Source organism: Streptomyces sp. NPDC059582 (assembly GCF_042735715.1).
Taxonomy (GTDB): Bacteria; Actinomycetota; Actinomycetes; order Streptomycetales; family Streptomycetaceae; genus Streptomyces.
The window spans coordinates 82049-107917 of the sequence record NZ_JBHWCC010000032.1; the positions used below are offsets into that span (position 1 = coordinate 82049).

The following is a 25869-nucleotide window of genomic DNA, read 5'->3' on the forward strand; positions in this document are numbered from 1 at the left end:
GCGGGGTGTCTAGGGCCGGGACGGCTCGCGCGGCCCGCGGGCGAGGTCGCGGGCGGTGTGCGCCAGCACCTCGTGGTCGAGGGGGAACGCCGGGCAGGGCGGCATGTCCGCGAGGGTGAACCAGGCCGCGGGCTGCCCGGTTTCCGGGGTGAGCGGGCCGGCCGGGTCGGCGGCGAAGGCGTAGGCCAGTCCGTAGCGGCGTTCGGTGCGCTCGCGGTTGCCGAGCACCGCTACCGGGTCGGGCAGCAGCGGGCGCAGCCGCAGGCCGGTTTCTTCGGCGACTTCGCGGCAGGCGCCCTGCAGCGGGGACTCGCCGTCCTCCAGGCGTCCGCCGGGGCTGAGCCAGCCGAAGCGGGGGTGGGCGACCAGGAGCGTGTGCCGGAGGTCGTGGGAGTAGACCCAGCCGGCGACGATGACGTCGCCGTCGGGTCCGGGAGCGCCGTGCGCGGACGTGGTCAGCAGGTCGCGGGCGCCGTAGGGGTCGCGGTGCGCGGCTTGGGCGGCGGCCGCCAGGTCGGGCAGTGCCCGCGGCAGCCGGATGTGCGCGGCCACGCTCACACTCCCCCGCGGCCGGCCGCGGCGCCGGCGCGGGCGGAAAACAGGGGGGCGGGGTCGGGGGACGCGCAGTAGCGCTCGCGCAGTTCGCGCAGCAGTTCGACGGTGCGCACGGGGGCGGTGCCGGCGGCCGTCTCGTCGGCGAGCATCAGCCCGGCGGTGTTCTCGCGCAGCAGGCCGCTGACGTAGGCGAGTTCGGAGCGGTGCGGCATCCAGCCGGCGGACAGGCTGGTCAGCAGCTGGGTGCCGACGATGAGCGGGCAGCCGGCCTCGGCGGTGGCGGCGCGCACGTTCTCGCACAGGTCGAAGAACTCGATCGGGCCGCAGTCCAGCAGCAGATCGCCCCGGCCCAGCAGTACCGCGTCGGCGCAGGCGGCGATCTCCCGCACGGCGGCCGCGCCGGCCTGCGTCTCCACCTTGGCGATCACCGGCGGGACGGCGTGGCGGCCCTGGGCGGCGGCCGCCATGACGGCGCGGGCCTCGCGCACGCTGTCCGCCGACTCGACGAAGGAGATGATGACGGCGCTGAAGAGCGATCCGGGCAGTGTCTGCAGGGCGGCCCGGTCGGTGTCGGTGAGCCCGGACGGCGGGACGCTCTTGCCCGGCAGGGCCACGCCCCGGCGTTTGCCGAGGAACCCGGCGCTGAGCGGGGTGGCGACGCAGTGGTCGGCTTCGACCCGCTCCACGCGCAGGGCGTCCTCGCCGTCGCCGATGAGGATGATGTCGCCGGGGCCGACGAGTGCGGAGATGTCCGAGCCGGTGAGCCCCAGGACGGGCACGTCGCGGTGGACGTCGGAGGGCACGGGCCCGAAGTGGACCTGGAGGTGGGAGAGGCCCGCCAGGGAGAACTGGTCGTCGTTGGTGAAGCGGGTCTTGGCGCCCGGCAGGTCCAGCAGCAGGTCCGGGCTGCGGCCGAGCCCGGCGGCGACCGAGGACACCCGCGAGGCCAGGGCGGCGAGGGAGGCGACCGACGCCTTCGACGCCGGGAAGCGGAAGGAGTCCGCGCCTGCCTTGACGACCTGTTCGAGGACCTCGGGGGGCGCGGTCGCGGGACCGAGGGTGACGACGATTCTGGACATGGGGCCTCTCTGCGTACCGGGGGGTGGAAGGGGGCGAGAAGGGGCTGGACGCCGCCCCCCGCTGCGGGCGGCCAAGGGCTGTCCCGTGATCCCCGGTGGATCAGCGCGCGGCGTCGGATGCGGTGCATCGCACGGCGGAGGGCCGTCCGCATACTGGGCGTATTCGGGCGATCCGACAACGCGGCGAGGTGCCGTAGCTGTCGTCGTGCGCCCGCCGGGGGTTACGGGACAGCCCTTAGGCGGCGCTGCGGCTGGGGAAGAGCGGCGCCGGCGCGGCGCCGGTTCCGTACCGCTCGATCAGGGCGGTGACCAGTTCGACGGTGCGCAGCGGGGCGCTGCCCACCGTGGTCTCGGTGGCCAGCATCAGGCCGTCCACCTCCTTCTCCACGAGGTGGGAGAGGTAGGCCAGTTCGGAGCGGTTGGGCAGCCAGCCCTCGGACAGGCTCGCAAGGAGCTGGGTGCCGACCATGAGGGGCCGGCCGGCCTTCTGGGTCTCCTTCATGACGGTCTTGCCCAGGTCGTAGAAGTCCAGTTCGCCGGCGTCCAGGAGGAGGTCGCCGCGCCCGAGCAGCACGCCGTCGGCGGCGCGCGCCAGCTCGGCGGCCCGCTCGGCGCCGGCCCGGGTCTCGATCTTCGCGATGAGCGCGGGGGCCGGACGGCCGTCGTGCGGGGTGTCCCCGATCAGGGACCGGGCCTGCTCCAGTGTGTCCGGGTCTTCGACGAAGGAGACGATGACGCCGGAGAAGACGCTCTCGCCCAGCCCCTTCAGGGCGATGGCCTCGGCGTCGCCGAGCGCCTGGTAGGCCTGCGGCTTGCCGTGCAGGCTGATGCCTTTGTGCCGTCCCACGTCGCCGTGGGTGAGCGGGCGGGTCATGCAGCCGTCGGCGGTGCGCGACTCGACACGCAGCGCGTTCTCCCCGTCGCCGAGCACCAGGATGTCGCCGGGCTCGATGTAGGGGGCGATCGCCATGCCGGTCGTGCCGATCTGCGCCACCGGCAACTCGGGGCGGGCGGGGGCGGGATGGAACAGGACGTGCAGGCGTTCCACCCCGGCCAGGGGGAAGAAGTCCTCGTTGGTCAGCCGGGTCTTGGCGCCCGGCAGGTCCAGCAGCAGGTCCAGGGGGCGGCCCAGCGCCGCCCCGATCCCGGCCGTGCGCTGCGCCTGGGCGGCGAGTTCGCCGGCGGAGAACTTCGACGCGGAGAACCGCAGGGCGCTCACGCCGCGGGCGATGGCGTCGTGCAGGGTCCGCGGGGAGAGGATGGCCGGGCCCATGGTGGCGATCAGGCTTGTCATGTCGTCAGGTGTCCTTGCCGGCCGTCAGTGGGCGCGTGTGAAGAGTTTTCCATCAGACCAGATGAGGCGGATGCGGCCCCATTCCATGGCCGAGCGGACGTCGGGGAAGAAGCCGGAGCCCTTGAAGTTCGCGCTGGTGTTGCACAGCAGCGGGATGCCGCTCAGCTCGTGGTAGTGCGTCAGGAGGTCGAAGACGGTCTCGTTCTGGCCGCGGTTGACGGTCTGCAGGCGGGCGGTGCCGTCCAGGTGGCACACCGCCGGGATGCGGTCCTTCCAGGCGTCGCGGACCTGGTGGTCGAAGAGCATGTACGGGTCGGGGGTGCCGGGCGAGAAGACGCCGGGGGCGAACTCCTCCAGGCAGATCGGGGCGACGGGCCGGTAGAACTCGCGGTCCTTGACCTCGTTGAGGAGGTCCTTCATCTTCGGCAGGCCGGCGGGGGCGAGGATGCTGCGGTTGCCCAGGGCCCGCGGGCCGATCTCGGCGCGCCCGTTGAGGAAGACGACCGGTTCGTTGTTCTCGTGCAGCAGCCGGGCCAGTTCGCGTACGTCGCAGCTCTCCTCGCGCCAGCCCGGCAGCGCGGTGGAGTCCTTCAGGGCCGGCCCCGAGTACACGTCCCACTCCAGGGCCGCCGGCCCGCCGCGGGTGAGCATCGCGGCGCAGGCGGTCCCGATGGAGCTGCCGGAGTCGTTGGGGAAGGGCGGCACCCACACGCTGTCGAAGACCGCGCTGTCGCGCAGGGCGCTGTTCCACTTGATGTTCAGTCCGCAGCCGCCGACGACCACCAGGTTGCGGTCGGCGAAGCCGGCCGCGCGGGTCTTCTCCCGCACCCCCGCAACCAGCCTCTGGCTGAGGGCGTGGTGCAGGGAGGCGAGCATGTCCGCGGGCTCCACCCCCTCCAGCGCCACCTTCTTCTTGATCTTCTTCAGGATCTCGATGCCGTTGCCGACCTGGTAGAAGCGGTCGTCGTCGGGGCGGCCTGCCAGCACCTCGGAAAACGCGGTGTCGATGGTGCGGTCGATGTGCTCGACGGCGTCGGGGCGGACCTCGCCCAGCGCGATGTAGGCCATGATCTTGCCGGCCAGGCCCAGGATGTGCGGGTACTCGATCGGCTCGTCGAACGGCGCGAACAGCTGGCCCAGTTGCAGGTAGGAGTCGCCGATGACCGGCATGAGCGGGCCGCAGCTGGTGACGTGGCGGGTGGCGCCGTCGACGTAGTAGAGGAAGGGGAACATCCAGCCGTCCCAGCTCAGGACGTACGAGCCCTGCCCGGCGCGGGCGAAGGGGCTGGCGCAGTAGCCGGAGGCGACGTGGCCGGCGTAGTGGGTGAAGCTCAGGTAGGGCAGGTCCTGGATGCGGTGGGGGTAGGCGCGCAGCAGGTCGTCGTCGAGCAGGCCGCGCCGGTAGGGGGCCAGGACCGTCTCGAACTCCTGGCCGTGCCACGACTGGATCTTGTGGGTCTTGTACCAGCCGTCCAGGACGAAGTGGTCGATGTCCTCGGGCCGGTAGCCGTGTTCGGCCAGCAGCTCGAAGACCGTGGCGAAGTCCTTGATCTTGGCGTAGCGCTGGTTGTTGCCGAGCTTCTCCATCTCGGTGGAGAAGACAAGGCGGCCGTCCTCGATGAGGGCGACGCCGCCGTCGTGCGTCGTCTTGACGCCGCAGATCAGCATCGGTGCTCTCCTTCCGGGTTCCTGGTCAGTCCTGTACGCGGCGGGCGCGGAAGTCGATCACGAAGCTTTCGACGTCCTCGTGGTCGCGGAGGATGTCCCGGGTGATCTCGATGCGCTCGGGGAAGCGGGAGCGCACCCGTACCAGCGGCTGCTCGATGCGGTTGAGGCCGATGACCTTGTTGTCCGGCTCGATCTGGAAGATGAAGTCGTCGGCCCAGTCGAGGTGGGCGAAGAGCGGGATGTAGCGCTCCATCCGTTCGACGGCCTCGTCGCGGCTGTAGCCGATGAACTCGATGGCGGGCATGGCGTCTCCTTGTCGTCGAATGCCGGGGCGGCGCGCGGTCCCGGCCCCCTTCGGGCAGGCGGGCGGGGCGGGGCGGTGGTGCCCCCTCTTCTTTTTGCGGGGAGGTGTGGGGGGGCGGGGGTCAGGCGACGGTGTCGCAGCGGCCGGAGGGGGCCGCCCGGGCGGTGCGCTCCAGGGCGGGGCAGCGCCGCAGGATCGCGGCGTGCAGGCGGTCGGCGTCGCGCAGGGCGGCGTGCAGGCGGTCGCGGCCGGCGGCCGCGCACGGGGCGCTCAGCAGGGCCAGCGCGCGGGTGCTGTCGGGTGCGCCGATGTGTTCCTGGTGCAGGCGCAGCAGCCGCGGGTGCCAGTGGCCGCGGGGGTTGGTCTCGCCGGCCGTGGCGAGCAGCGCGGCCAGCAGTTCGCGGGCGCAGGCGCCGAGCATCCACGCGGCGTCCTCGCTGTCGCCGCGCTCCAGCAGGCTGTCGGTGTGGCGGCGGCGGGCGGTGTAGCGGCGCAGGTGGATGGCGGCGAGGTGGTGGTGCAGGTGGTCCAGGTCCAGGCGTTCGCGCCACAGCTGTGCCTCGGAGGCACCGGCCAGGACGTCCGCGCCGCGCAGGTCGTGCAGGAGTTTGCGGGTGCCGATGTCGAGGCGGGGCAGGTGGGCGTGGACGGCGGGCAGCCGCAGCGCCAGGGCGAGGTGGGAGACCGTCTCGGCGATCGCGGTCAGTTCCTGGCTGGTCCAAAAGCCCAGGCGGACCGGGGCGTTGCCGCCGACGCGGTAGGTGCCCCAGCGCATGGCGCCGACGGTGGCGGTGATGCCGCGCGGCGGCCGGCCGGGGCCGATGAGCAGCAGCTGGGGCGGGGCGTGGGGGTCGCGTCCGTCGACGGCGGGGCCGACGGCGAGCAGCACGTCGGAGGGCCTGATCAGGGGGGCGATGTGCTGCGCCGTCACTTTCGCCTCACCGCCGCGCAGGGTATGCGCCGTCATGTTCGCCTCGCCGCCGCGCAGGGTCTGCGTTGTCGCGTCCGCCTCGCCGCCGTGCAGGGTCTGCGTTGTCGCGTCCGCCTCGTCAGCGTGCATGGCCTGCCCCTACCGGTGCGGGCGTGGGGCGGGCGGGGGTGAGGTGGAGGGTGCGCAGGGCGCGGGTGGCCGGGGTGCGGCTGAGCCGGGCAAGGCCGGCGGTGGCGAAGCCGAGGGCGAGGCGGAAGACGGCGTGTCCGGGTGTCTGTTCGCGATCCGGCTGGAACACCCAGGCCTGGCCGACGTCCTGGGGTGTCCAGGCGGCGAGGGCGGGGTGCAGGTCCTCGGGGACCAGGGACAGCGCGCTGACCGCGTAGCGCAGCAGGGCCAGGCAGCCCAGCAGTTCCAGGCGGGCGCTCTCGTCGTCGGTGGGCGGGCGGCCGAAGTAGCGGGCCAGGAAGGCGTCGGTGCCGGCCGGGCTCAGGCCGAGCGCGTCGGCGGCGGTGGCGACGTCGAAGAGGGGGTCGCCGGGGCCGACGTGGTCGAAGTCGATCAGCCAGGCGCGGTCGCCGTCGAAGAGCATGTTGCCGGGGTTGAGGTCGTTGTGGCAGAGGGTGTGCTCGGTGTGGAGGGTCGCCAGGGCGGCCCGCAGACGGTCGAAGGCGCGCAACGCCTCGCCGAACAGGGCGAGTTCGGGACGGCTGCCGGCCAGGCGGGCCACGCTCTCGCCGGCCTCCCGGCGTTTTCGGGCGTAGAGCCTGACGGGGCTGTCCCAGGGCAGGGTGTGCAGGCGGGCCAGCAGGCCGGCCACCGACAGGGCCTGGGCGGGGCCGGCCGGGCGCACGGAATGTCCCTGGACGCGGTCCATGACGAGTACGCCGCTCTCGGGGTCGGCGTGCCGGACGGCCGGCGCGATGCCCTGGTCGCCCAGCAGCCGGGCGGCGGCGAACTCGACGGCGACGGCCTCGCGTTCGTAGGCGCCGGCGTCGATCAGGCGGACCACGTACTGCTCCGGGTGGCCGGGCCAGCTCAGGGCGTAGGCCTGGGCCCACGCGGTGGGGGTTTCGGGGAAGGGCTCGGTCAGGGGCGTCGCGCCCGGGTTCAGGGCGTGCGCGATCGGTGCCAGTCTGCGGTCCTGGGACACGGCTGTCCTTACGTCTGGTCGGGCGCGGGCGGTCGGCTCGGTCAGACGAACGCCGCCGCGGGTTCGTCTCCGAGGAGGAGCTGGCCGCTCCATTCGAGGATCCGGCGCTGGCCCACCACGTGCTGGCAGGCGGTGATGCTGTCGCGGACCGCCCGGTCCAGGGGCGTTCTCGAACGGAGCGTGGCGTCGGCGCCCACGAGGTCGTAGAGCGCGGCGGCGATGGTGCGGGCGCTGTGGAAGGCGTGGTAGCGGGCCAGCGCGGCGTCGGCGCGCTGCCTGCGGGTGGGCTGGGCGCCGGCCGCGAGACAGTCCCAGAGCGCCTCGACGCTCGCGTAGACGGCCGTGCGGGCCGCGCTGAGCTGCATCTCGCACTCGGCCAGCACCGCCTGGACGTGGCGTGAGGTGCGCCAGGGCATCCCGGCCGCCTCGGTGCGCGAGCCGGCGAGGTGGTGGACGTGGTCGATCGCGGCCCGGGCCAGCCCCAGCGGCACGCCGGGCATCTTGCGCACGAGGGTGTCAGAGCGCCGGTACATGGGTGCGTCGCGGTGCGCGTCGCCCAGGACGAGGGTGTGCTCGGCCGGCACGAACAGCCGGCGGGCGGTGTAGTCGCAGCTGCCGGTGCCGGCCAGGCCGGTGGTGTGCCAGGTGTCCTCGATCGTGTAGGAGGCGGCGGGGGCCAGCACGATCCGGGTGACCGGGCGGCCGGCGTCGTCCAGGAGCGGGCGGCCGTCGCGGTGGACGGTGCAGCCGCCGGCGATGACGTCGGCGTGGGTGCAGCCGCTGCCGAAGCGCCAGTGCCCGTCGACGAGGTAGCCGCCCGGCGTCTCGTGGGCCACTCCGGCCGGGGCGACCCAGCCGGCGGTGACGAGGTCGAGGCGGGGGTAGAGCTCGGCGGCGGCGTCGGGGGCCAGGTGTCCGGCGTAGATGCCCGAGTCCATGCCGATCATGACGCACCATCCGGTGGCGGCGTCGGCGGCCGAGATCTCCTCGATGAGCGTGATCTGCTGCATCGACGTCAGCTCGGGACCGCCCCACTCGGCGGGCATCGTCGCGCGGAAGACGCCGCACCGGCGCAGTTCCTCCACCAGGTCGCGGGGCAGGCGGCGGGCGTCCTCGATCTCGCGTGCGCGGGCGGAGATCCGCGGCGCCAGCTCCCGTACCCGGCGCAGGATCTCCTCCAGGCCGAGCCGGCCGCCGCCCTGCCCGGACGCGGCGGGCCCGCCCGACGGGTCGGGGGCGGAGGCAGGGGCGGGGGCTGGGTCAAAGGGGGTGGGGGCCGGGCCGGTCAGGGCGGGCGCGGGTGCGCTCATGTCGGTCCTCGCAGTCTTCACCGGGGCGCCACCCACTGCGTGAGCACCGCCATCCGCAGGTACAGGGAGTCCTTGACCTGTTCGAAGTACAGGCCGCCCGGGGTGTCGTCGACGTCCGGGTGCAGTTCGTCCTTGCGTGGTCCCGGGTGCAGGACGAGGGCTTTGGAGCCGACCGCCCGGATCTTGGCGGCGGTGATCCGGTAGCGCTCCGGCGTCACGTACACGTGGGAGCTCAGAGCGGCGGGGTGCGACTCCAGGGAGGGCACGTCGACGGGCATCATCTCCACGACGTCGGCCTCGGCGAGGAGTTCACTGACGTCGCTGCGGAACTCGTAGGGGGTGCCCGAGTCGTGCAGGAGGACCGCGAGGTCGGCGGGCAGGGTGGTGTGGGTGACCGCGTCGAGGCCCGTCATGTCCAGGGGGGCGGCGGGCGGAACGAGGAACAGCAGCCGTTTGAGGTCCATCCGGGCCAGCAGGTGCACCAGCGAGCGCAGCACCCGGGTGCCGGGGTCGCCTACCAGGGCGACGACCGTGCCGGCCAGGCCGCCCAGGCGGCGGGTCATGGTCCAGATGTCGCTCAGTGCCTGGGTGGGGTGTTCGTTGGAGCCGTCGCCGCCGTTGATGACGGGGCACAGGGACGCCTGCGCGGCGCGGCGGGCGGCGCCGGTGACGTAGTGGCGCAGCACGAGGGCGTCGCTGAGTTCGGAGACGACCCGGGCGGTGTCCTCCAGGCTCTCGCCGATGTAGTCGACCGAGCGGGAGGTGCTGGGGTCGGCGAAGCCCGTCACGCGGGCGCCCAGGCGCAGCGCGGCCGCCTCGAAACCGAGCCGGGTGCGGGTGCTGGGCTGGAAGAACAAGGTGGCCACGATCGCGCCGTCCAGCAGGGTGCGCGCCTGGCGGGCGGGCATCTCGCGCAGCCGGGCGGCCTGCCGCAGCAACTCCTCGACCTGCGGGCCGTCCAGGTCGGCGGCGGCGACGAGATGACCGGGGAAACCGGCGTTCCCGCCACCACTCCCGTCACCGCCGTCGCGGTCAGCGCGGGAGGTGTCGGTGGCAGTGGTGGTGCGGTGTGCGCGCGGGCCGCCGTCGCCGTCGCCGTCGAGGCGGCCGGGGAGGGTGGCGGTGACGGCGCGGGAGAGGTCATCGGTGGGCTGCATAGCGTCCCCGGGATATCTGGTGGTGGGGGTCAAGGAGGCTTTCGAGCCGGGCGAGGAGGTCTTCCGCCCCGGGCTCGCCGCGCAGCGCGGCGGCGGTGCCGGCGTGGTCGATGTCGAGGCGGTAGGGCGTGAACCCGGCGCCGGCGAACGCGTCGTGCAGGGTGTCCAGCAGGGCCTGGGCGCGCCGTGAGGTGGCCCTGTCGCGCTCGAAGCGCAGGGAGACGACCAGGTCGACCCAGCCGCCGGGCATCAGGTTGAGGGTGTGGCCGGCGGTCATCCCGGCGCCGTGGCGGGCGACGGCGCCGGCCAGCAGGCCGGCCGCCCGGCCGGCCGACGCGCCGTCCAGGGGCAGGACCGGGGTGAAGAACAGCCAGCCCGCGCTGCCCTGCAGTTCGGTGCGGTCGGCGGGAACGCGGAAGATGTCGTGGACCATCGCGTCGTTGGCCGACGGGTCGCCCGCGTAGGCGCGCAGGGTGGCGTGTTCGGCGACGGTCGTGCCGTGCTCGTGCGGCCCGAAGACGCGGGGCCGGCCGAACACCCCGGCCGCCGCGGCCCGTTCGGTCAGCACCTCGACGGCGCAGTCGACCAGCCGGGCGGCTCCGCCGACGTGGACGTAGGCCAGGTAGCCGGCCTGCGCGGTGCCGCCGTAGGCGGTGGCGGCCTGGGCGCTGAAGACCTTGACGACGCCGTCGCACAGCCGGTCCGCCTGGATGCCGGCCAGCGCTTCCACCGCGGCGGGCAGATCGCCGGCGGCGAACGCCAGGCGCACCACGCGGTGGGTCTGCGGGCGCGGCAGCAGCCGCACGGCCGCCGCGGTGACCACGCCCAGGCCCGACTGGACGAACAGGTCCGCCAGTCCGGGGCCGACCGGGTGCGGGTAGGGGGCGGGGGCCAGGTGCGGCCGGGGCCAGCGCCCGACGTGCGCGATCGTGCCGTCGGCCAGGACCACTTCGAGTCCCAGGATGTCCTCGGTGCGCTGGCGGTGCAGGCCGACGCCGCGGTCCAGGGCGTTGCCGACAACGCTGGTGCGCGAGGAGGAGGCGGTGACGTTGAGCAGGTAGGGGCTGTTCTCCAGCCGCCGGGCCAGCGCGCCCTGGCTGACGCCGGGTTCGACGACCGCGATGCCGTGGTCCAGATCGAGGTCGCGGACCGTGTCGAGGCCGCCCAGGTGCAGCAGTACGGCGCCGTCGTCGGCCGGCCGGTCCGCTCCGAAGCCCCAGTTGAGCCCCGTACTGCAGGGCTGCACCCGGACCGCGCCATGGCGGGGGGCGTCGGCGGCCAGCGCGCGCAGCAGCGCGCGGACCTCGTCGACGGACCCCGGCGACACCGCGATATAGGGGCCTCTGTCCCGGAACGCCCCGCTGCCGGCCATGCCGTCCCCGTGCCGCGGGGTGATGACGCGGCACCGGCCGGGGCCGGCCGCCCGCAGGCACCGCGCCAGGACCGCCTCGTCCGGCCCCGACACCGCAGCCGCAGCCGCAGCCGCAGCCGCAGCCGGGACGGTGGGGGCGGGGCTGATGGTCTCAGTGTCCATGGGCCGGCGCCGACGGCAGCGGACCACCACAAGCGGTGGTGTGCGGAGCGCCGCATTCCGTGCGCAGCCATTCACGTACCGATCGCTCCACGGCAAAAGCGCCCAGGGAGCCGGCCGCGTTTTCGCGAGGCAGGGAAGGTGGCATGGGAACGTCCTTCTGTGTTTCATTTCCGGGTTCCGACCGCTGTTGAACATACCGGCCTGCCGGGAATTGCGGAACCGCGAGATGGATTCGGGGCGGCTTTCCGGCGAGCGGGGCCGGGGCGGCTCTTTCCCCGTCCCGTGCCCGCGTCGGCACAGGCACGCGGGCGGGGCGGGCGGCGGGGGCTGTCCTGTCGACGGGACACGCCCGCCCGGGCCGGCTCCAGCCGGGCCGGGCGGCCCGGCGGGCGTCTGCCATGCCGCCCGGCGCCGTGATACAACCGGCGCACACCGCCCGGCGGGTGTGCCGGGGCCGTGCGCCCGGGCGGGGAGGACCCGGGGCGCGCGGGCGGTGCTCCGCCGCACCCCGCCGCCGGTCTGGGCGCGACGCGAGTCCGTGCAAGATGACGCGACGCAGGTGTGTGCAGGATGAAATCAAGAGACCGCGCATGCTTCGCACCCCGTCTCGCGGCGCGGTCCTTTGCGGCCCCCGCGCGGGAGCCAAAACGCTTCACGGCCGGCCACCGCGCCCGGGGCGCCCGGGGCGTTTCGCGGGATTCACATGATTCGCGGGGCGCATATATTTCCGGTTTCTTTCACCGCGGGAATGCGGGTGCGAGCATACGCCGACGCTATTTCGCGGTGTGCGGCGCACATTTTTCGTCTCGACGGGAGCAGCGCATGCGAAGTGAGGGCGAGTTCGACACGGACGTCCTGGTCGTGGGCGGCGGTCCGGCCGGCGGGACCGCCGCGCTGGCCCTGGCCACCTACGGCGTGCCCGTCACCGTCATCGGCAAGTACGGCTGGGTCGCCGACAGTCCCCGCGCCCACATCACCAACCAGCGGACCATGGAGGTGCTGCGCGACCTCGGCGTCGAGGGCGAGGCGCTGGCGGCGGGCACCGCGCAGCACCTGATGGGCGAGAGCGTGTTCTGCACCAGCCTGGCGGGCGAGGAGATCGCCCGGATCCGTACCTGGGGCACGGAGGAGGAGCGGCTGTCGGAGTACGCGGCGGCGAGTCCCTGCCCGATGCTCGACCTGCCGCAGCCGTATCTGGAGCCGGTGCTGCTGGGCAACGCCGCCCGGCGCGGTGCGAAGGTCCGCTTCGACACCGAGTTCGTCTCCCTGGAGCAGGATGCCGACGGGGTGACGGCGCTGCTGCGCGACCGGCTGCGCGGGGACGAGTTCACCCTGCGCGCCCGCTATCTGATCGGCGCGGACGGCGGCCGCAGCCGGGTCGCCGAGCAGATCGGGCTGCCCTTCGCCGGCGAGGAGGGCAAGGGCGGCAGCATGAACATCGTCTTCGAGGCCGACCTGACCCGCCACGTCGAGCACCGTCCCGGTGTCCTGTACTGGGTGGTGCGTCCCGGTGAGGGGATCGGCGGGATCGGGATGGGCGCGCTGCGCATGGTCCGGCCGTGGACGAAGTGGATGGCGGTGTGGGGCTACGACCCCGACAGCGGCCCGGTGCCCGACGGCGCCGAGGCGCTGCGCATCGTCAGAAGCCTGCTGGGTGACGAGGACATCGGCGTGCGCATCGAGTCGGTCTCGCTGTGGAGCGTCAACGACCTGCATGCGACGTCGTATGCGCGCGGGCGGGTCCTGTGTGCCGGTGACGCCGTGCACCGGCATCCGCCGTCCAACGGGCTGGGGTCGAACACGTCGGTGCAGGACTCCTACAACCTGGCGTGGAAGCTGGCGCTGGTGCTGCGCGGGCAGGCGGGTGCGGGGCTGCTGGAGAGCTACGGCGCCGAGCGTGTCCCCGTGGGCGAGCAGGTCGTCACCCGTGCCAACCGCAGCACCGGCGAGTTCGTGCCGCTCTTCAAGGCGCTGGGCCTGGGCGACGGGCTGGCGTCCGAGGACGCTGCGGCCGGGGTGCGCCGGGGCCGGCTGCCGACCGCCGAGGGGGCCCGGCGCCGGCGGGAGCTGGCCGAGGCGATGCAGCTCAAGCACTACGAGTTCAGTGCGCACGGGGTGGAGATGAACCAGCGGTACGTCTCCTCGGCCGTGCTGGCCGACGGCCGGCCGGCCGAGCGGTGGGCGCGTGACCGTGACCTGTACGCGCAGCCGTCCGCCCGGCCCGGCGCCAAACTGCCCCATGCGTGGCTGGTGGATGCCCGCGGGCACCGCCTGTCCACCCTGGACCTGGTGGGCGGGGGGCAGTTCACGCTGGTGACGGGGCTGGCCGGTGAGGCCTGGGTGCGGGCGGCGCGCCGGTGCGCGGCGGAGTTCGGCATCGCGCTGAAGGCGGTGCGGATCGACGAGGACGGGGCCCGGGACGCCTACGGCTCCTGGCAGCGCGTCAGTGGCGGCCTGGACGAGCGCGGCTGTCTGCTGGTGCGCCCGGACTGTGTGGTGGCCTGGCGGCACGGGCAGCCGGTGGACGATGCCGGCCGGGCCGCCGCCGCGCTGCGCGGGGCGCTGACGGCGCTGCTGCACCGCTGACCCCCGCACCCGCCGCCCCTTCTCCCCCGTCCCCCGCCGGCTGGTCCCGGCCCCTGCACAGGGGTCAGGGTTTACGGCGGGCGACGGTCATGCCGTCGGCGATCGGCAGCATGACGGCGTCGACCCGGTCGTCCTTGGCGAGCCGTTCGTTGAATTCGACGACGGCGGCGTCGACTTCACCACGAGGGTGCAGGACCCGCCCCTTGCGGAAGACATTGTCGAATACCAGCAGACCGCCCGGTCGGGTGCGGGCGACGAGTTCGCTGAAGTAGTCCCAGTAGCCGGTCTTCTCCGCGTCCACGAACGAGAAATCGACGCTTGCGGTATTCGGCAGGGAACGCAGGGTCTCGAGGGCGGGTGCGATCCGCAGTTCGATGCGGTCCTCGACGCCGGCGGCCTGCCAGGCCTCCCGGGCGAGGGGGGTCCAGGTGTCGTCGACGTCGCAGCACAGCAGTCTGCCGCCGGGCTGAAGGCCGCGGGCGATGGCGAGCGCCGACATGCCGGTGAACGTGCCGACCTCGACCGCGCTGGTCACGCCCAGTGTCTGGACCAGAAGCGTCAGAAACGGGCTCTGCTCCGGGGCGGTCTGCCAGTGGGCGACGTCGGCGAACTGCCGGGTCCGCTCGGCCAGGCGTTCCTGGACGGCGTCGGGCGCGACGCTGTGCGCGGTCATGTAGGCGTGCAGGTCGGCGGGCATCAAAAGGGTGCTCTGCCTCATGGGTGTGGGCCTCTCTCGGAAAGAAGGCGGGGGAAATCCTTTTGCGGGGTGAACTCGGCCCCGTCCGGCCCGCGATCGGGCGTCACACCACACTGCATTTTCCGCCGGGCCTTATCAAGGGCCCGCTCCCCGGCGGCCTGCCGGGGAAATGAACGCGGGTGTTAATCTCCGCAGCATGCCCGAACTCGTCGAGCCCGCCGTCCGGTTCCGCGCCTCCTGGATGCAGGCCTGCCAGGAATGGGGGCCCGGTGCGCACCAGGACGGCAGCGGGCTGCGGCTGGCCGGGCCGGACCTGGACAGCGCCGCGGGTTTCGAGGCGTGGGTGGAGCGGCTGCGGGCGCAGGCCGACCGGTCGCTGGCGCTGCCGCAGGACAGAGTGCACGCCACGCACCTGTGGATCGTCCAGGACGGCACCTACCTCGGCGCGATCGACGTACGCCACCGCCTCAACGCCCTGCTGCTGGAGGGCGGCGGCAACATCGGCTACAGCGTGCGCCCTTCGGCCCGCCGACGCGGGCACGCCACCTGGGCGCTGGGCCGTGTCCTGCCCGTGGCGCGCGATCTCGGCCTGGAACGCGTCCTGTTGACGTGCGACGACGGCAACACCCCCTCCGCGCGCACCATCGAGGCCAACGGCGGCGTCCTGGAGGACGTACGCGCCACCGCCCTGGGACTCAAACGCCGCTACTGGATCACTCTCTGACCACCGCTCCCCCAGCCGAAGCTCACGGCCAGCGGGCGCACGGCCGGCCGGGGTTGGGCGGGCTGGGTGGAGCGTCGTGCTCTGCCCGGGCCGGCCGGCGGGCGCTCAGGAGTCGGGCAGGCAGAGCCAGATCTCGGAGAAGGTCAGGCCGTGCTCACCGGTGGCCAGTCCGCAGGCGCAGCCCAGCGTGATCAGGCGCCAGTCGCCGCTCACGGTCCACGGGCCGCCGGCGTGTCCGCAGCCCGGGCAGCGGAAGGTGTCGGCCGTCCACACGCCGGGGGCGGGTCTGGCGTAATGCCGGAACCGGCCCGTGTGCCGGACCTCCCACGGCACCGCCGGGGGTGTGAGGGCGGCGGTCTCGGGCGGGGTGGGGGTGGCCAGCGCGGTGAACAGGCGGGCCAGGCCGGGCAGCAGGGCCTCGCCCGCCTCGGTCGGGGTCGGCGCCGGGCCGCCGAAGGTGTCCTGGGGCAGGGGGTAGCGGGCGGCCGCCGCGGCGGGCGGCGGGCTGGGGACGGTGTGCCAGGGCAGGAGGGCGCGGGCGACGGCGGCCACCAGGGCGGCGGCGGGCGCACTGACGGCGCCGGCGTCGAGGTGGTGGACGGTGGTACGCCAGGTCCGCTGCAAACGCCGGTCGCGGTCCGTGGCCCGTGTACGTGCGCTGCCGTCGCCGCGGGCGGGCAGCGGGGCGGTGAGGCGGGCCAGGATGTGGGCGGCGGCGTCGGCGTCCGCCCGGGTGGGCCGCCACTTTCCGGCGGCCAGGAGTTGCCGGGCCCGGTCCGCTTCCCGGACCAGGGCGCGGGCTGGCAACGGCCTGGTGGCGAAGTCCGCTGCGAACAGCTCCTGTCCGCTCGGCATGGCGTCCCCCGTCCCGCTGTGTGGTCTCCGGCGTGCGGAGCGTGGTGCCCGCACGGCCGCCCGAAGCGGCACGCGGGCATCACATCACACGGCCGCCGTACGGGCTTGTCGCCGGCTTGTGTCGGGCCTGCGGTGCGGTGAACGGGCCGCGTGGCCGGCCGCTCTCGCCCGGCGCCTTCGCGCCGCCCTCAAGAGCGCCGGTCTTCCTCGGCCCCCGGCCGGGCCGGGCGGCGGGGGCAAGGGGGGTGCGGGGCCCAGGGGTTCGCAACTGTTCGCGGCTCACCTGACAGCTGTGCCGTTCTCTGAACATCTATTGACGAGGGAGTCATTGCCCAGCACGTCCTGCGGCTGACTGTCGCAGTGAGGCCTGGCTGGTGGACATCGTGTTGTCAGTACCGGGTTGTAGGTTCACAGGACGGTGCTTCTTGGCGAGGGAGGGGATTCGGTGCGCTGCCCAACGATCGGCCTGCGGGCCGACGTTGCCCTGCCCTCGATCTGTCTGTTGTCGCCTCCGGAGGTGCCGGCATGAGCAAGGAACTGCGCGTCGTCGCCGCACCGAAGGTAGTGGGGCAGCCGTCGGGTGTGCGGATACGCACCCGGCTGCGCACCTCACAGGAAGACCTGGATGTGTTGCTGCAGGTCGGCGATCACCTGGGCTCGCTGTCGCGGAAGGATCTCGCGGCCCGGGTGCGGCTGGGCAGAACCGCTGACGACAAACGTGCGTCACGGAAGCAGTGGTTGACTGCCGAGTCCTCGTCGAGGTGGGCGGGCGCTGTCACGCGGACGTCGAACGACCAGTGGAACCTTTCCTGGCGGGCCCTGCACGATCACCGTTCTTCGACCCGGCGTGCGATAGCGGCGCTCGAGCAGCGCCTTGTCGCACCGGTCGGACAGCGTGCCGGAAAGGCTCGCGGGTACAGGGACCAGACCGAAAGGTTCGCCAAGCAGCAGCGGCTGCAGATCCTCCAAGCCCGCCTGCAAAACATCGATGCCCGGATCCAGACCGGCAATCTGTCCGTGGTGTCTGGCGGCCGCGGGCTGCTGAGGAATCGGCACCACCTGCAAACTGCCGGCCTGACAGCGCAGCAGTGGCGCCAGAGGTGGCAGGCGGCGCGGCTTTTCCTGACCGCCGATGGGGAAAGCGGCCGCAGTCTCGGCAACGAGACCCTGCGCGTCGACCCTATGATGTCGGTACTGTCGCTGCGCCTCCCCACCCCGCTGAAGAACCTCGCGAACGCGAAGCACGGCCGATACGAGATCCCGCTGACCTCGCTGTTCTCGCAGCACACCGACGAGTGGCGAGAGCGCGTTCTGGACTCGCGTGCGGTCCGCTACGACTTTTCGTACGACCCGGTCAAGGACCGGGTCTACGTGGATGCGTCGTGGAAGCGGACCGACGTGCCAGAGACTCCGTCGCTCGAGACGGCTGTGGGTCAGGGTGTACTCGCGGTCGACATGAACGACGGGCATCTTGCCTGCCGGGTCCTGGATCCCGCCGGCAACCCCGTCGGTCCCGCGCACACGGTGCGCCTGGACCTCGAGGGCCTGCCGGCCTCGCAACGCGACGGGCGGCTGCGCGCCGCGATCAGCACCCTCATCCGGATCGCGACGGACGCCAGCGTGGGTGCAATGGCGATCGAGGACCTCAACTTCACGGACGCACGCGCTGCCGGCCGCGAGACGATGGGCCCCGGCACGCGAGGCAGACGGTTTCGCAGGACGGTCGCCGGGATCCCCACAGGCAAGCTCCGCGACCGGCTCGGAATCGAGAACGCGCGTCGTCTTCATCCGGATTGCCGCTTTCGCGTCGCCTCCGCCACCGAGCTCGACCTTGGTGAGGCATCGCTCGGCGGCGTGCTCGGGTGGTGGTCGCTGTTCCACCTCCCCCGCGATGTCCTTCCTCAGGTCCTCGCTCATTTCGCGCACGCCCTGAGGCCCGGCGGGTACTTCATCACCGGCACACACGTCGGCGACGAGGACGCGGTGCGCACCGAGGCCTACGGAGGTGTGCGGGTGCGCTGGACCACGCACAAGTGGCAGCCGGAGCAGCTCGTGGCCCTGGTCGAGCAGGCCGGGCTGCAGCCGGTGGCCGAGCTCCGGCTTCCCGCGGATGAGTGGAGCGGGCCGGGCGTGGTCGTCATGGCCAAGCGGCCCGGCTGAGAAGGAGGGCGCCGAGGGCGGCACATGCTGCGTGCCGGGGCCCGTCGCCTTGCGTCTGCGGCGGATTGCGCCGGCCCTCTCCCCCGGGCCGAGCCCGTCGCTGGCAGGGAGCCCTATGCGAGGTCGCGCAGGTCTCGGACGCGGCTGGTGAGCAGGACGGCCGGGGCGGTGAAGGCGCACGCGCATACCAGCCACAGGGCGGGGCGCAGTCCGGCGGTGGCGGCGATCAGGCCGCTGAGTGCGGCGCCGACCGGGGAGGCGCCCCAGGACACGAAGCGGACGGTGGCCATCACCCGTGCCAGCAGGTGCGGGGGTGACTGGGTCTGGCGGTGGGTGCGGGTGACGATGCTGCCGATGACGACGCCCGCGCCGAAGCCGGCGTTGCCGGCGGCGAAGAAGCAGGCGCTCGCCAGGTTTGTGGTCAGCGGCATGGCCAGGGCGAGGACGGCGCCGGCCAGTGAGGCGCCGAGCAGGGTGCGGGCGGTGCCGTGGCGGGCGGCGAGGCGGGCCGCGGCCAGGGAGCCGGCGAGCGCGCCGATCCCCTCGGCGGCGATGAGGACGCCGACCAGCAGCGGTGACAGGTGTGCCTCGCGCACCAGGTAGGTGGGGGTCAGGGCGATGAGGGCGCCGGCGACGAAGTTGGTGGCGGTCGCCCACCACATGCACGGTGCCATGACGGGGTGGCGGGTCACGAACTGCCATCCCTCGCGGATCTGCCTGGTCATGCCCACGTGTTCGCCGGCGGGTTTCGGGGCCGCCGGCGGCAGGTCGGGCAGGGTGCGCAGGGTCAGGGCGGAGGCGAGGTAGCTGGCGGCGTCGGCGCACAGGGCGCCCACCGGTCCGGTCAGCTGTACCAGCAGGCCGCCGAGGGAGGGGCCGCCGGTCTGGGTGACGGCGAGGGTCGCCGACATCAGGCCGTTGCGGGCGGTGAGGTCTTTCTTGTCGATGACGGCGGGCAGGAAGGTGGCGTTGCCGACGTCGAAGACCACCGTCGCCAGGCCGACGCTCAGGGCGGCGGCGACGAGGTGGGTGTAGGTGAGGTGTCCCATCCACCAGGCCAGTGGCAGGGAGGCGAGGGCGGCCATGCGGATGAGGTCGCAGGCGACCTGCAGGGCGCGCAGCCGGTGGCGCTGGACGATGACGCCGGCGGGCAGTCCGAGGATGAGCCAGCCGGCCTGTCCGGCCGCGGCGAGCAGGGCGACCTGGGCGGCGGAGGCGTGCAGGACGCTCACCGCGACCAGCGGCAGGGCGACCAGGGTGACGGCGGAGCCGGCGCCGCTGACGGCGCTGGCCGCCCAGAACCGCCAGAACAGGGCGGATGCCGGCGGGGCCGCGGGCGGGGTGATCACATCGGTCATGTCCGTGGGCTCCTCGGTGCGTTCGTCTCCCGCGCGCCGGGCAGGTGCAGCAGGCCGCCCGTGCTGGAAGCGTCGGGGCCGGCCGGGGCGTCGGGGGCGGTGTCGGGGGTGGTGGGGGTGAGCAGGCCGGCCTGGAGGAAGGCGTGCCGGGTGCGGCTGTCGTCGAGGGCTCCGACTTCGGTGAAGTAGCGCACGGCGGGGGCCGCCGACTGTGCGATCGCGGCCCGCAGTCCGTGTGCGGGCCAGGATTCGGTGACGACCTGGACGATCTCGTCGTCGGACAGGCCGGCCGCGGCCAGGCGCAGCGCCGTCTGGGTGTGGTCGGGGGTGAGGAACGCCTCGATGATCGCGGGGATGTGGGGTCCGACGGCGCGCCGCTCGCGCGGGCTGAGTGCCGGCCACAAATGTCTGAGGACGGAGCGGAAGTAGACGTGGTGGCGTCCCTCGTCCTCGGCGTGGTCGCGGATCAGGTCGCGTACGGGCTGCGGCAGGCGTTCGTCGCGCGGCAGGTCGGAGAGGATGCCGGAGATCAGGGTCTCGCTGACGATCGCGAAGACCAGGGCTTCAAGGCCCGTGACCTCGCACGGGAGCAGGGCGGCGATCTCGTCCAGGCGGCGGATGAACACCGGCAGGCCGGCCGCCGCGCGCGGCACCTGGGTGACGTGTTCGAGTTCCTGGACGAAGTCGTAGGAGAACTGGGCGTGCCACGCCTCGTCTGTGACGATCTTGAAGGCGTCGGCCTGCATCTGCCGTGGCAGCAGCAGGCCGGAGGTGCCGCGGGCGATCTTCGAGGCGACCGGGATGACGGCGAGGTTCTCCAGTTCGGTGGTGAAGTCGAGGTAGTCGTAGAGGCGGTGCAGCAGCAGGGTGCGCACGGCGGCCGTTCCGCGGGCGGCGACCAGGGGGTGGGCGACCACGGGGTACAGCTCGGGCGGGAAGTAGAGGCCGGCCGCTTCGCTCAGGTGGCGCCGCGGTTTGCGGCGTACGGCGGCCAGGTCGTCCCAGCGGCCGAAGCGGCTGGCGTAGGTGGCGGCCACGGGCCGGGCGGGTGCGGTGCCCGGCATCAGCCGGGCGCGGGCCAGTTGCTGGTAGGGGCCGGCCGCCTGTCCGGGCGGGGCGAAGGCACCTGCGCCGGCCGCGGGCAGGGCAAAGGGCTGGGGGGCGGTGTCGGGGACGGCGAAGAGGTGGTGGGGGCTGCCGGCGGGCAGCGGGGTGCTCATGCCGCCCATCCGATGAGGTGCTGGGTGAGGAGTTCGTCGAGTTCGCCGCGGACGTCGTCCAGGCGGGTGCCGGCCGCGGTCAGCGCGCCGTGCAGCGACGGCGTGTCCGGGAGGTGGCGCAGCAGGCGCAGGATCGGTGTGCCGTCGTCGAATTCGTACTCGATCTGGCCTTCGCGCAGCAGGAACCAGGTGGTGCCGGTGTCGGTGAGCAGCATCGTGTTCTCGGCCAGGCGCAGGGCGCGGGCGGGGTCGAGGGGGCGGTCCAGGGTGAACAGGGGTGCGGCGTGTGCGGCGGGGCCGGGGCGGGCATTCAGGACGGTGCCGGGTGAGAGGTCTTCCAGCCGGGGTGGTTTCGCCGCCATCTCGGCGAGCAGGCCGAGGTTGACGGCCCGCAGCAGGATCTCGACCTGCGGGGAGTCGGTGTCGCCGTCGCCCAGGGCGTCGAGGCGGCGGTGGATGGCGCCGGCGTCGAGGAAGGCGTCCGCGCCGGGCGCCGACAGTGCGCGGTTCACGAGGTGGCGGTCGTCGGCGTGCAGCAGGCGGGCGAGCATGCGGTAGGCGTGGCGGGTGCCGGTGCCGTAGAAGAAGGGGCCTTTGGGGCGCTGGGCGATGCGGGCGGGCATGCGGGGGGCCATCGCCTCGCGCAGGATGCGCTTGTCCCACAGCAGGCGCGGGCGCAGCCGCTGCGGGATGCTCGCGCAGAGTTCGACCAGCCGGTGGTCGAGGAAGGGGACGCGGGCCTCGATGCCGCTGCCGGCGGCGGTGCGGTCCTCGTGCCAGACGTTGTACTGCTGCACCTTGCGGTATTCCGACTCCACATAGGAGCGGTAGACGTCATGGCCGGCGCCGGCGCCGCTGTCGTGCAGGGCGGTCGGCGAGATGAGAGGTTCGCCGCCGTCGGAGAACCAGCGGGCCAGGGCCGGATCGTGTTCCAGGCGGGTGTGGTGGTCGAGGTAGGCGAGGCTGTCCAGGAAGGACTGCCAGTCGCCCTCGCCGAGCAGGTCGCGTGAGTAGCCGCCGTTGAACTCGTCGCTGGCGGCGCCCAGCAGCATGCCGCGCAGCTGCGGGCGCTCGCGGCGGGCGTAGCGGTGCAGTTCGTGTTTGTAGTAGGCCTCGGGTCCGCACAGCGGTGTCTCGGTCAGCCACAGCAGGCGCAGCCATTCCTGCGGCGTGGGTGTGTGCTCGCGCGGGAAGAGGACCTGGTGGTTGGGGACGCCGAACTCGCCGGCGATCCACTGGGCGTTCTCGGCGTCGCCGTTGGCGTGGGTGCCGCCGGTCAGGGCGGTGAAGGTGTGCAGGTGGTCCAGGCGGCCCGCGGCCAGCGCGAGGACGGCGCCGGAGTCGATGCCGCCGGAGAGGAACAGTCCCAGTTCCGTGTCGGCGGTGGCGCATTCGGCGACGGAGGCTTCCAGCAGTTCGCCGTAGCGGGCGGTCAGCGTCGCGGCGTCGGTGTGTTCGTCGCTCTCGGCGGGCAGCTGCCAGTAGGGGTGTTCGGTGGTGGCGCCGTCGCGCAGGTCGATGCGCATGACGGTGGCGGCGGGGACGCTGTCGATGTCCTCGAACCAGGTGCACATCCGCGGCGGTGCGAAGCGCGGTGAGGCCGGCAGCATCGCCACCGACAGCGAGCGCGCCCAGTCCAGGCCGCGGGGGGTGTCCGGGTCGGCGAACAGGCCCTTGATCTCAGACGACAGCACGATCCGCTGCGCGTCGCGGTGGTAGTAGAGGGGTTTGATGCCGAACCGGTCGCGGGCCAGGACCAGTTGCCGGCGGGCGCGGTCCCACAGGATGACGGCGAACATGCCGCGCACGTCGCGCAGGAAGTCCAGTCCGTGGCGCCGGTAGAGGTGCAGCAGCACCTCGCAGTCCGAGCCGGTGCGCATCCGGGTGCCCGAGGGCAGGCCGGCGGCGAGTTCCCGGTGGTTGTAGATCTCGCCGTTGGCGATGAGGACGAGGCTGCCGTCGTCGCTGACCAGTGGCTGGCGGCCGCTTTCCAGGCCGACCAGGGCGAGCCGGGTGAAGGCCATGCCGACGGGCCCGTCCCGCATCACCTCCCGGTCGTCGGGACCGCGGTGGTCCAGGATCTGCGCCATCTCATGGAGCACCGGGTCCGCCTGCGGGCCCGCATCCTGCCCGTCGAGCCGTGCCACGCACGCAATGCCACACATAGAATCTCCTCAGCCAGCCGGCTCGTTCGCAAGACGTGGACAAAAAAGCAAATGCGGGTGGGCGATCCCCGTCGAAAGAGGACCGCCCACCCGCAGGGGGAATCAGGTGAGGGACTTCAGGACGGAGCCCTGCTTGACGTTCTTCGCCGACGGCTTCGTGTACTTCTTCATGGGATGTCTCCTTCGTTTGACGAAATGTCAGGCGTGTTTTCCGGGTGGATGGTGCGGGGGCCTGTGAGAAGGCCGGCCGTGGGGTCCGCGGTGAAATCCGGGACGGAATCCGAGGCGGGTTCCGGATCGGTGTCCGGGAGGAGTTTCCAAACGGTTTCCGGGACGGGTTTCGCAGCGGGTCCGGGAACGGGGTCGGTGCCGGGTGTCGGGGCCGGCGGCCGGGGCTGTTGCCGGGCCGGGGCCGGTTGCTGGGTGGTCGCGGGTCTCGCGGCGGGATCCGGGACGGGTGGTGCCGGGGGCCCGGGGGTGCGGGTCGGGGTTCCGGCGGGCGCCGGGTGTGGGTGGGCCGGGCCGTCAGGGGTGTTCTGGGCGGGGTGCGGGCCGGGATTCGCCGGCCGCGCCCCGCGGGTGTCCGGAGCCGGGTGACGGCTGTCGCGTCCGGGTCGTGCCCGGTCGGGCGAGGGGTGCGGTCACCTCGGGGTCTCCGGGTGCCGTCACCGCCTGCCGGTGCCGGGTGCCTGTGCCGGCCCCCGGACCAGCCGGGGGGCGCGGCAGCTCAGCACCGTCGCACGACGTGCGTCACGGTGGCGGATCAGGTGTTGCCCTTGAGGACGGCGGTCTGCTTGACGCTCTTCGCCGACGGCTTCGTGTACTTCTTCACGGGGAATCTCCTTCGCTCGGTGTTGCTTTCCGGTGAGCACCGGCTGTGATGAGGAAACTAGTGACCCGTCTTTTCGATCCGTTATCGATCGGGATTCGCCCGCCGCACCGCACAGTTGCCGCCCGGTGACGTGCGAATACACGCCCGGCAGGCCGTCTTCATAAGGGAGGCGGGGGCGGGCGAAGGTTCCGATCAGCGCGGGCGGCTGAGTACGATCGCCGCAATCCGCGCGCCCGGCGCCGCGAAAGGGACACCACACCCATGCCGAAACGGGAGAGGTCCGCCGATGCAGCAGGTCACCACCGACGAATGGCTCGAGCCCCTGCGTGAGCGGGAATTGATACCGGACGGCTGCCTGGCGGCACTGGTCGTCGGATCATCCGCCCGGGGATGGAACAACACGCGCAGCGACCACGACGTGTACGTCATCACCTCCCGCGGGTGGGACACCCCCACCAGCCGGCCGATCCCGGTGCCGCTGGACCCGCCCGGCGTGTGCAGCGAGACCTTCCACCAGGACGGCCGACGCTGGGAGGTGACGTACTGGCTGGACGGGCAGATCGAGCAGCTGCTGTCGAAGGTGTCCTGGGCGCAGTACGAACGCGCGCCGGCCGGGGAGGTGCTGACCCCGCGCGAGGAGGTGTCACTGGGGCGGATCGCGAACTGCCTGACCCTGCTGGGCGAGGACTGGATCACCGAGCGGCGCCGGCGCCTGGCGGACTCCGCCTTCCAGTCGCTGCTGGTGGTGCGGTCGCTGAACCTCGCCGACGACGCCGCCGAGGACGCGCTGGGCCAGCTGGAGTCCGGCAACACGCACAGCGCGACCCTGTCCGCGCGGCGTGCCTTCGGCCACGCGGTGGACGCGCTGCTGGAGAGCCACGGCGAGTTCGGCAGCCACATGCCCAAGTGGCGGCCCAACCGGCTGCGGATCGTGGCACCGCAATTCCTGCCCTTCGAGCGGTACTGGGCGCTGGAGACCATGCGCGGCTACGACGACACCGACCCCAAGCCCTGGATCAGAGAGGTCCTCGCCCTGTGCCAGGACATCTGCCTGCGAGTGGAGACCCCGTGAACGACACCGCCCCCGACACAACCCCGGCTATGCCCTGCGCGATGACCCCCGACGACGTGCCCCGCCGTGTGCTCGGCATCCGGGTCCGGCGCTCGGGTGAGGACGTGCTCCTCGGCTACGAGGACAGCGCCCTGCTCCTGGACGGCGCCGCGGCCCTCGTCTACACCGCCGCCGACGGCACCCGCAGCGTCGCGGATGTCGCACGGGTACTGGTGGACACCTACGGCATCGACCCGCGCGAAGCCCTCGACGACGTCACCGAGTTCCTCGCCGACCTGACCGCCCGCAAGGTCATCGAGTGGCATACGGCCGCATGAAGCCCGGCCGCCCGGACGGCGCGGCTCCTGCCCGCCCACGGGCGTCCGCGGCGTCACCTGGCAGCTCCAGCCGCAGGCACGGCATGACGTGACGTGGCATGGCGTGGGGTTGCCGCTCTACGGCTCGGCGTTGCCGCCGGCACCGTCGATCTCGTAGATGCGCTCCTGAAGCCGTTCACCGGCCCAGTCCAGCCCGACGCCCAGGTCGAACCAGCGCCGGTCCCTGCGGACCGCGGGCGGCGAGAGGTTCACCGCCGCCCAGGAGAACACCCCCGAAAGAACGGAACGCCCGTGCTGCGCGGTGCGCACGGACAACGCGAACGGCGCGGCGAGTGCCGCGCGGGTGACCAGCATGAGCTCTTCGTCGCCGGAATCCCGGCGCCCGCCCGTGAGGAACCGGGGCGTTTCGAGGATCTTCACCCACTCGACCACCGCATCCGCCACCTGGGCGCGCAAGGACTCCTCGATGCCCTTGCGGACGGCGGCCGCGGGATCGTCACCGAGCCATCCGAGCCAGTGATCAGGACCGGTGAGCTTGCCGAAGTCGTCCTGGGGCACCCCGTGGCGGGGATTCTCCTGGTACTCACCCGTCAGTTTCCCGCTGCCGTCCACCAGCCACGCGCCGCGGACCGCCTCCGGCGGTACGTAGCCGTTCGGGTCGCCGACATAGGCCGGGTCGATCTCGGCGACGCTGCCGCCGGGATTCGCGGCAGCCTCAGCCAGCAGCGCCGGCTCGTCCGGTATCCCCTTGCGCCGGCTTCGCGAGCCGAACAGCCCCACGTTCCCACCCCCACCGCCGGCCGCCCCGTCGACCGTGACGGTGCCACACCGCTCAGGACCGCCTGAGACAAGGGTGCGGTCGCGGCGGACGGGCGCAGCAATCCCGGGCGGGCAGACC

At 73.0% G+C, this 25869-nt stretch carries 21 protein-coding genes; 5 read left to right on the plus strand and 16 right to left on the minus strand.

Translation table 11 applies throughout. The features are described 5' to 3' along the window. Positions 1 to 9: 9 nt before the first annotated feature. The 10 genes from ACFV0T_RS25510 to ACFV0T_RS25555 all read right to left on the minus strand — a co-directional run bounded on the left by ACFV0T_RS25510 (position 10) and on the right by ACFV0T_RS25555 (position 10985). Complete coding sequence (locus tag ACFV0T_RS25510; protein WP_385783411.1) at positions 10 to 552, minus strand: NUDIX hydrolase; 543 nt, start codon at positions 550 to 552, stop codon at positions 10 to 12. A gap of 2 nt (positions 553 to 554) precedes the next feature. Further along, positions 555 to 1634: a pyruvate kinase gene (locus ACFV0T_RS25515; RefSeq protein WP_385783414.1), complete on the minus strand. Its 1080-nt coding sequence runs from the start codon at positions 1632 to 1634 to the stop codon at positions 555 to 557. 235 nt (positions 1635 to 1869) lie between these two features. Then, positions 1870 to 2928, minus strand: a complete 1059-nt coding sequence (locus ACFV0T_RS25520) for a pyruvate kinase (RefSeq protein ID WP_385783417.1) — start codon at positions 2926 to 2928, stop codon at positions 1870 to 1872. A 24-nt stretch (positions 2929 to 2952) separates the two neighbouring features. Continuing rightward, entirely contained in the window at positions 2953 to 4596 is a 1644-nt protein-coding gene (locus tag ACFV0T_RS25525; RefSeq protein WP_385783419.1) for a carbamoyltransferase N-terminal domain-containing protein, read from the minus strand. Between the two features lie 25 nt (positions 4597 to 4621). Then, positions 4622 to 4900, minus strand: coding sequence for a hypothetical protein (locus tag ACFV0T_RS25530; RefSeq protein ID WP_385783422.1), 279 nt, complete (start codon positions 4898 to 4900; stop codon positions 4622 to 4624). 121 nt (positions 4901 to 5021) lie between these two features. Further along, positions 5022 to 5960, minus strand: coding sequence for a hypothetical protein (locus tag ACFV0T_RS25535; protein WP_385783424.1), 939 nt, complete (start codon positions 5958 to 5960; stop codon positions 5022 to 5024). Next, positions 5950 to 6984, minus strand: a complete 1035-nt coding sequence (locus ACFV0T_RS25540; protein ID WP_385783427.1) for a phosphotransferase family protein — start codon at positions 6982 to 6984, stop codon at positions 5950 to 5952. Before ACFV0T_RS25540 ends, ACFV0T_RS25535 begins: the two co-directional genes overlap by 11 nt. Before the next feature lie 41 nt (positions 6985 to 7025). Further along, the gene (locus ACFV0T_RS25545) at positions 7026 to 8294 is read right to left on the minus strand and encodes an acyl-CoA dehydrogenase family protein (protein WP_385783430.1); all 1269 of its coding nucleotides are present in this window, start codon (positions 8292 to 8294) and stop codon (positions 7026 to 7028) included. 17 nt (positions 8295 to 8311) lie between these two features. After that, positions 8312 to 9451, minus strand: a complete 1140-nt coding sequence (locus ACFV0T_RS25550; RefSeq protein WP_385783433.1) for an aspartate carbamoyltransferase — start codon at positions 9449 to 9451, stop codon at positions 8312 to 8314. Next, complete coding sequence (locus ACFV0T_RS25555) at positions 9435 to 10985, minus strand: FAD-binding oxidoreductase (RefSeq protein ID WP_385783436.1); 1551 nt, start codon at positions 10983 to 10985, stop codon at positions 9435 to 9437. The genes ACFV0T_RS25550 and ACFV0T_RS25555 overlap by 17 nt, the downstream gene beginning before the upstream one ends. 822 nt (positions 10986 to 11807) lie before the next feature. On the opposite strand from ACFV0T_RS25555, the gene ACFV0T_RS25560 reads away from it, so the two are divergent. Continuing rightward, a complete protein-coding gene (locus tag ACFV0T_RS25560; RefSeq protein ID WP_385783438.1) occupies positions 11808 to 13571 on the plus strand; it encodes an FAD-dependent monooxygenase in 1764 nt (587 codons plus the stop codon). A 64-nt stretch (positions 13572 to 13635) separates the two neighbouring features. Here ACFV0T_RS25560 and ACFV0T_RS25565 read toward each other — a convergent pair whose 3' ends face one another. Beyond that, positions 13636 to 14289 (minus strand): O-methyltransferase, encoded by a 654-nt coding sequence (locus tag ACFV0T_RS25565; RefSeq protein WP_385783441.1) that lies wholly within the window; start codon positions 14287 to 14289, stop codon positions 13636 to 13638. 175 nt (positions 14290 to 14464) lie between these two features. On the opposite strand from ACFV0T_RS25565, the gene ACFV0T_RS25570 reads away from it, so the two are divergent. Continuing rightward, positions 14465 to 14992, plus strand: coding sequence for a GNAT family N-acetyltransferase (locus ACFV0T_RS25570; protein WP_385783444.1), 528 nt, complete (start codon positions 14465 to 14467; stop codon positions 14990 to 14992). 105 nt (positions 14993 to 15097) lie between these two features. Here ACFV0T_RS25570 and ACFV0T_RS25575 read toward each other — a convergent pair whose 3' ends face one another. Further along, positions 15098 to 15847 carry a hypothetical protein gene (locus ACFV0T_RS25575; RefSeq protein ID WP_385783447.1) on the minus strand — a complete coding sequence of 250 codons (750 nt, stop codon included), beginning with the start codon at positions 15845 to 15847 and terminating at the stop codon, positions 15098 to 15100. Positions 15848 to 16372: 525 nt separating this feature from the next. Here ACFV0T_RS25575 and ACFV0T_RS25580 point away from each other — a divergent pair. Further along, the gene (locus ACFV0T_RS25580; RefSeq protein ID WP_385783449.1) at positions 16373 to 18007 is read left to right on the plus strand and encodes a class I SAM-dependent methyltransferase; all 1635 of its coding nucleotides are present in this window, start codon (positions 16373 to 16375) and stop codon (positions 18005 to 18007) included. 113 nt (positions 18008 to 18120) lie between these two features. On the opposite strand, the gene ACFV0T_RS25585 is transcribed toward ACFV0T_RS25580, so the two are convergent. The 3 genes from ACFV0T_RS25585 to asnB are packed head-to-tail and all read right to left on the minus strand — an operon-like array spanning position 18121 to position 22750. Then, a complete protein-coding gene (locus ACFV0T_RS25585; protein WP_385783452.1) occupies positions 18121 to 19365 on the minus strand; it encodes an MFS transporter in 1245 nt (414 codons plus the stop codon). Then, on the minus strand, positions 19362 to 20585 hold the full coding sequence (locus tag ACFV0T_RS25590) for a diiron oxygenase (RefSeq protein ID WP_385783455.1): 1224 nt from the start codon (positions 20583 to 20585) through the stop codon (positions 19362 to 19364). The genes ACFV0T_RS25585 and ACFV0T_RS25590 overlap by 4 nt, the downstream gene beginning before the upstream one ends. Continuing rightward, positions 20582 to 22750 carry an asparagine synthase (glutamine-hydrolyzing) gene (gene asnB, locus ACFV0T_RS25595; protein WP_385783458.1) on the minus strand — a complete coding sequence of 723 codons (2169 nt, stop codon included), beginning with the start codon at positions 22748 to 22750 and terminating at the stop codon, positions 20582 to 20584. Before asnB ends, ACFV0T_RS25590 begins: the two co-directional genes overlap by 4 nt. A 1118-nt stretch (positions 22751 to 23868) precedes the next feature. On the opposite strand from asnB, the gene ACFV0T_RS25600 reads away from it, so the two are divergent. After that, the gene (locus tag ACFV0T_RS25600; protein ID WP_385783460.1) at positions 23869 to 24654 is read left to right on the plus strand and encodes a hypothetical protein; all 786 of its coding nucleotides are present in this window, start codon (positions 23869 to 23871) and stop codon (positions 24652 to 24654) included. Further along, on the plus strand, positions 24651 to 24971 hold the full coding sequence (locus tag ACFV0T_RS25605; protein ID WP_385783463.1) for a PqqD family protein: 321 nt from the start codon (positions 24651 to 24653) through the stop codon (positions 24969 to 24971). Before ACFV0T_RS25600 ends, ACFV0T_RS25605 begins: the two co-directional genes overlap by 4 nt. Positions 24972 to 25088: 117 nt before the next feature. Here ACFV0T_RS25605 and ACFV0T_RS25610 read toward each other — a convergent pair. Continuing rightward, a partial coding sequence (locus ACFV0T_RS25610) for a hypothetical protein (protein WP_385783466.1) occupies positions 25089 to 25869 on the minus strand: 781 nt, incomplete at its 5' end.

Excerpts from the sequence above, each read along its gene's own strand:
- ACFV0T_RS25575 (WP_385783447.1), bottom strand. The coding sequence starts at position 15,847 with ATGCCGAGCGGACAGGAGCTGTTCGCAGCGGACTTCGCCACCAGGCCG.
- ACFV0T_RS25585 (WP_385783452.1), bottom strand. The coding sequence starts at position 19,365 with ATGACCGATGTGATCACCCCGCCCGCGGCCCCGCCGGCATCCGCCCTG.
- ACFV0T_RS25600 (WP_385783460.1), top strand. The coding sequence starts at position 23,869 with ATGCAGCAGGTCACCACCGACGAATGGCTCGAGCCCCTGCGTGAGCGG.
- ACFV0T_RS25555 (WP_385783436.1), bottom strand. The coding sequence starts at position 10,985 with ATGGACACTGAGACCATCAGCCCCGCCCCCACCGTCCCGGCTGCGGCT.
- ACFV0T_RS25580 (WP_385783449.1), top strand. The coding sequence starts at position 16,373 with ATGAGCAAGGAACTGCGCGTCGTCGCCGCACCGAAGGTAGTGGGGCAG.
- ACFV0T_RS25590 (WP_385783455.1), bottom strand. The coding sequence starts at position 20,585 with ATGAGCACCCCGCTGCCCGCCGGCAGCCCCCACCACCTCTTCGCCGTC.
- asnB (WP_385783458.1), bottom strand. The coding sequence starts at position 22,750 with ATGTGTGGCATTGCGTGCGTGGCACGGCTCGACGGGCAGGATGCGGGC.
- ACFV0T_RS25550 (WP_385783433.1), bottom strand. The coding sequence starts at position 9,451 with ATGCAGCCCACCGATGACCTCTCCCGCGCCGTCACCGCCACCCTCCCC.
- ACFV0T_RS25520 (WP_385783417.1), bottom strand. The coding sequence starts at position 2,928 with ATGACAAGCCTGATCGCCACCATGGGCCCGGCCATCCTCTCCCCGCGG.
- ACFV0T_RS25570 (WP_385783444.1), top strand. The coding sequence starts at position 14,465 with ATGCCCGAACTCGTCGAGCCCGCCGTCCGGTTCCGCGCCTCCTGGATG.
- ACFV0T_RS25530 (WP_385783422.1), bottom strand. The coding sequence starts at position 4,900 with ATGCCCGCCATCGAGTTCATCGGCTACAGCCGCGACGAGGCCGTCGAA.
- ACFV0T_RS25545 (WP_385783430.1), bottom strand. The coding sequence starts at position 8,294 with ATGAGCGCACCCGCGCCCGCCCTGACCGGCCCGGCCCCCACCCCCTTT.
- ACFV0T_RS25525 (WP_385783419.1), bottom strand. The coding sequence starts at position 4,596 with ATGCTGATCTGCGGCGTCAAGACGACGCACGACGGCGGCGTCGCCCTC.
- ACFV0T_RS25560 (WP_385783438.1), top strand. The coding sequence starts at position 11,808 with ATGCGAAGTGAGGGCGAGTTCGACACGGACGTCCTGGTCGTGGGCGGC.
- ACFV0T_RS25565 (WP_385783441.1), bottom strand. The coding sequence starts at position 14,289 with ATGAGGCAGAGCACCCTTTTGATGCCCGCCGACCTGCACGCCTACATG.
- ACFV0T_RS25535 (WP_385783424.1), bottom strand. The coding sequence starts at position 5,960 with ATGCACGCTGACGAGGCGGACGCGACAACGCAGACCCTGCACGGCGGC.
- ACFV0T_RS25515 (WP_385783414.1), bottom strand. The coding sequence starts at position 1,634 with ATGTCCAGAATCGTCGTCACCCTCGGTCCCGCGACCGCGCCCCCCGAG.